Source organism: Flavobacteriales bacterium, from assembly GCA_021296215.1.
Lineage (GTDB): Bacteria > Bacteroidota > Bacteroidia > Flavobacteriales > ECT2AJA-044 > ECT2AJA-044.
The window spans coordinates 1-4,847 of the sequence record JAGWBA010000106.1; the positions used below are offsets into that span (position 1 = coordinate 1).

General features: G+C 51.4%; 4 protein-coding genes. 3 read left to right on the plus strand and 1 reads right to left on the minus strand.

The window, feature by feature from the left end; translation table 11 throughout:
* Positions 1-118: 118 nt before the first annotated feature.
* Positions 119-307: a four helix bundle protein gene (locus tag J4F31_11910; protein ID MCE2497263.1), complete on the minus strand. Its 189-nt coding sequence runs from the start codon at positions 305-307 to the stop codon at positions 119-121.
* Positions 308-435: 128 nt separating this feature from the next.
* On the opposite strand from J4F31_11910, the gene J4F31_11915 reads away from it, so the two are divergent.
* The 3 genes from J4F31_11915 to J4F31_11925 are packed head-to-tail and all read left to right on the plus strand — an operon-like array spanning position 436 to position 4,693.
* On the plus strand, positions 436-3,255 hold the full coding sequence (locus J4F31_11915) for a S9 family peptidase (protein MCE2497264.1): 2,820 nt from the start codon (positions 436-438) through the stop codon (positions 3,253-3,255).
* Between the two features lie 20 nt (positions 3,256-3,275).
* Positions 3,276-3,878, plus strand: a complete 603-nt coding sequence (locus J4F31_11920) for a TIGR04282 family arsenosugar biosynthesis glycosyltransferase (protein ID MCE2497265.1) — start codon at positions 3,276-3,278, stop codon at positions 3,876-3,878.
* On the plus strand, positions 3,875-4,693 hold the full coding sequence (locus J4F31_11925) for a purine-nucleoside phosphorylase (GenBank protein ID MCE2497266.1): 819 nt from the start codon (positions 3,875-3,877) through the stop codon (positions 4,691-4,693). The genes J4F31_11920 and J4F31_11925 overlap by 4 nt, the downstream gene beginning before the upstream one ends.
* Positions 4,694-4,847 lie beyond the last annotated feature (154 nt).

Sequence of the window (4,847 nt, forward strand, 5' to 3'; positions counted from 1 at the left end):
TAATGTCCGCAGGGATTTATGTGACTATTTTGAAGATAGATTTTTAACCAATGACACACTTTAGTGAACACTCCCGGCAGACTGATATAGGATCAAGCAACTCGTAAAGAGATTCTCTTTAGTGAATGAAAAACCGGTTTCTGTCTTTATCGTGCAATCGCCCAAAGCCTTCTGAGATATTTGCCGTTACTGACCTTGAGGCCCTTGTAATCCGATCTTTGAGAAGATAAGACTCACTTTTTGGTAGTAGAGGGATTAATTCCTTCGAAACGAAAACCCTTAACTCACGGCCTTTTTTTCCAGCAATTCAGCTCTGTGAATGATTTTAGTGTTGGCATTATCCAAAGTTGTGTAATCATCGTAAAACGACCAATCTGTTTTGAGAATGAATTAGAACGATAGTTTCTATCTTGCCAACTATCCAACTATCCAACTATGAAGAACCTCCTCCCCCTCCTCATAACCCTCCTTGCCTTTACAGCCGTCCGGGCCCAAGACAAGCGGGCTTTGAGCCCAAACGACTACGCCACCTGGGAACGAATAGGTGCTCGCGAAATGAGCAACGACGGACAATGGGCCTACTACGAGGTCAACGTTGCGCGGGGCGATGGATACCTCGAGGTGCATGAACTTGGAGGAACTAAGAAATACCGAGTGCCGCGTGGGGGTGATGCCGAGTTCAGTTTCGATAGTCAGTACCTCGTTTGTACGGTCAGCCCGCAGTACGATACGATTCGTCAACTCAAGCTCGATGAGGTCGACGAAGATGAGCACCCGAAAGATACCTTGCTGATACTGAATCTGACCTCGGGAGAAATGGAGAAAATAGAGCGGGTGAAGAGTTTCCGCCTTACTGAAGATGCAGTAGGGCCATTGGTCTATCAGCTGGAGAAACCATTGCCGCGCGAGCCCGACACCACAGAGGAGGTGGGCGAAAAGCTCGACGAGGATTCTGCGGCCGTTGAGGAGCCTGAAGATCCATCCGAGCACCCGGGACACGAACTCGTGGTGCGCACCCTCGACGGTTTCACAGAGCATCGGGTACTGCAAACCGACGACTACCGCCTCGCGGACTTTGGTGCCTATACCTACTACATGCGCGAAACCGAGGACACGCTCCACGACGACGGGCTCTACGTCATTGAAAATGCCAAGGGCATCATTACCATGATCGACACCACGCGCGAGGAAATCGGGGCCTTTGTTCCGGACCACACCGGCGAACGCCTGGTCTACCTCGCAACCGACGACTCCACTGAAGCCGAAATCCGCTACTACTCCGCTTATTTATTCCGCCCGGGTAAAGGGGCGAAGCTCCTGGCCGATACGAGTGTTCGCGGCCTCGCGGCCGGATGGATGATGAGCGCGAACGGTAGCCCATTGTGGATGGAAGATGGTCGATACCTCTTTTTAGAAGTGGCGCCCGTTCCTGTGACCTATGAAGAAGACTCCACCCAACTCCCCGACGAAAAGGTGAGCGTGGATATATGGTCGTGGAACGATCCCGACATCCAACCCTATCAAAAAGAAAATGCCAAGGACGAGCAGAATAGGAGCTATACGGCACGTTTCGATTTTAATGAAGAACGCCTAGTCATAATCGAGACTCCAAAGATCCAAGAGGTGCGAATTAACCCAAAAAGTGAGCATCACGTGGCCTTGGGGTCAAGTGAGCTCAAGTACAGAGAATTGCATAGTTATGCCTATCCGTGGCTAACCGATTATTACACCATCGACCTCAAAACAGGTGAACGTAGTTTAGCTATCGATGCCCAAGGGTTCCGACCCGATCTATCGGAAGGAGGTAATTACTTGGCGTACTACAACGGCAGCGATAGCTCGTGGTACGTGTACGAACGCATAGCGAGCTTGAGCCGAAAAGTAAGCGAAGGTGCCGATGTCGCCTGGTACGATGAAGAAGACGATCACCCGGCGGTGCCCTACCCCTACGGAGTAGCGGGATGGAGCAAAGGCGATAAAAAATTATTCGTGTACGATCGATACGATATTTGGGCCCTCGATCCGCTCGGCAAGGACGATCCGGTATGTGTCACGAACGACTACGGCCGCAAGAATGAGATCCGTCTCCGCTATGTCGCTACGAACCCGGAGGAGACCTTCCGCCCGAAGGGCGAATGGCTCTTGATTGTCTTCGCCGAAGAAACGAAGCAAGACGGATTCTACCGACTGCCCAGGCTGGGCGAGGACCCGGTGAAACTGATCCTGGAAGAACGCAATTACAGTTATCAAACGAGCACCGAAAACAGCGACCGACTGCTGTTTACGAGCGAGACTTTTGAGGAGCCGGGCGATTTGTACTGGAGCGAAGGTAATTTCGACGATGTGAAGAAGCTGAGCGACATTAATCCGCAGAAGGATGAGATCAAATGGGGAACGGCAGAGCTGACGAAATGGAGATCGAACCACGGTGAAGAGCTCGAAGGGCTCATTTTCAAGCCTGAGAATTTTGACCCCAATAAGAAATACCCGATGATCGTGTATTTCTACGAGCGTTACAGCAGTTCACTGCATGCGTACCGCCAACCGGGACCTAGCCGATCTATCGTGAATTTCAGTTATCTCGTAAGTCACGATTACGTCGTGTTCGTTCCGGATATCGTGTACCGCGATGGTTATCCCGGGCCGAGCAGTTACGACTGTGTGGTTCCCGGTGTACAGCATATGATCAATCTCGGGTATGTGGATTCCGAGCGGATAGGTGTTCAAGGTCAGAGCTGGGGAGGTTATCAGACGGCCTACTTGGTAACGCAAACCGACATCTTTGCCTGCGGCTTCGCGGGAGCACCGGTGAGCAACATGACCTCCGCCTACGGCGGCATTCGGTGGGGCAGTGGACTCAGTCGCCAGTTCCAGTACGAGCGCACCCAGAGCCGCATAGGGGGCTCCCTGTGGGAGTACCCCGAGCGCTACATAGAGAATTCGCCGGTATTCTTTGCGGACCGTGTGAATACTCCCTTGCTTATCATGCACAACGACAACGATGGTGCTGTGTCTTGGTATCAGGGAATCGAGTATTTCATGGCTTTGCGTCGAAATAACAAGCCCACTTGGATGTTGGTTTACAACAACGAGGCCCACAACCTGCGCGAATGGCACAATCGGATGGATCTCGACAAGCGCATGTATCAGTTCTTCGATCACTACCTCAAAGGAGTACCTGCGCCAAAATGGATGACCGAAGGTGTGCCGGCCACGGTAAAAGGAAAGGAATTCGGCTACGAACTCACGAAATAATACACCCCCTAAAACCGAATATGAATCACTTGATCATTTTCATCAAGAATCCAATTATTGGTAAGGTGAAAACAAGATTGGCCGAAACCATAGGACAGGAAGAGGCCTTGATCGTTTATGTGAAACTTTTAAAACACACGAGAGAAGTCGCTTTGAAAGTAGACGCATTTAAACAGCTTTATTACAGCGATCAGGTCGTAGCACACGACCTTTGGTCGGCGGAGGGCTTCGCGAAATACGTACAGTCGGACGGTGACTTGGGCGAGCGCATGAAGAGCGCTTTCGAGCAATCGTTCAGTGAAGGTGCTAAAAAGGTCGTCATCATCGGTTCGGATTGCTATGAACTAGAGCCCGCGCACGTCGATGCGGCGTTCAAAGCCTTGGATAACTCCGATTTCGTTATCGGGCCCGCATGGGATGGTGGGTACTACCTATTGGGTTGCAAGCAACCGGCCGACTTTCTTTTTGAAGGGATTTCCTGGAGTACCGATTCAGTATTCGACGAAACCCGCCGGGCGATAGTATCGCGTGGATTCACCCTCGGTACGCTTGAAGAATTACGCGATATCGATACCCAAACCGATTTGGAATACTACACCGAATTACATCAACATTTGAAATGAATTTCGAACAAAAAGTGAACGAAACGGCGGCCTTTTTGCAAGGCGCCGGAATGCAAGAGTCCGCGGTCGGAATCGTACTCGGAACCGGACTCGGAAAACTGGTCGACCACATCGAGATCGATGTCGAAGTGGCCTACGAAGATATCCCGCATTTCCCAATCGCCACGGTCGAGTTTCACCACGGTCGTTTGATTTACGGAAAACTCGCCGGTAAGCAAGTCATCACCATGAGCGGACGCTTTCACTTTTACGAAGGCTACAATGCGCGCGATATCACTTTTCCGATACGCGTCATGAAACTCCTCGGCATCGAGCATCTTTTCCTGAGTAATGTGGCCGGAGCCATGAATATGGACTTCAAAAAGGGCGACCTCATGCTCATTGAAGACCACATCAACCTTTTGCCGGACAATCCGCTTTTCGGTCGAAATGTCGACTCCTGGGGCGGTCGATTCCCCGATATGAGTGCGCCCTATAACGGGCGGATGAACGACTTGCTTCGCCGGGCCGCCACTGCGGAGTCGGTTGAGCTACACGAGGGGGTTTACGTGGCTGTGGCCGGACCCAACCTCGAAACGCGGGCCGAGTACCGCTTCTTGAGCCGCATTGGAGCCGATGTCGTGGGTATGAGCACGGTACCCGAGGTCATCGTGTGCGCGCGCATGGGACTACCTTGTGCGGCCATTTCGGTGCTGACCGATGAATGTGATCCCGATAATCTTCAGCCTGTGGATATCGAAGAGATCATCGCCGTGGCAGGACAAGCTGAAGCCAAACTAATCAAGTTGTTTTTGCACGCAATAGAAAGACTATGAATCCGAGGGAACTCGTTCGGGAATGGGTGCGCCTCTTCAACGAGGGTAACGCCGACGGGCTGGCAAAGCTATATGCAGATTCCTATGTATAAACCAAGCGAAATCCGATATTTTTTTTCAAATCCCTGCGGGGCTTTTTTCCGATGAAAGAAAA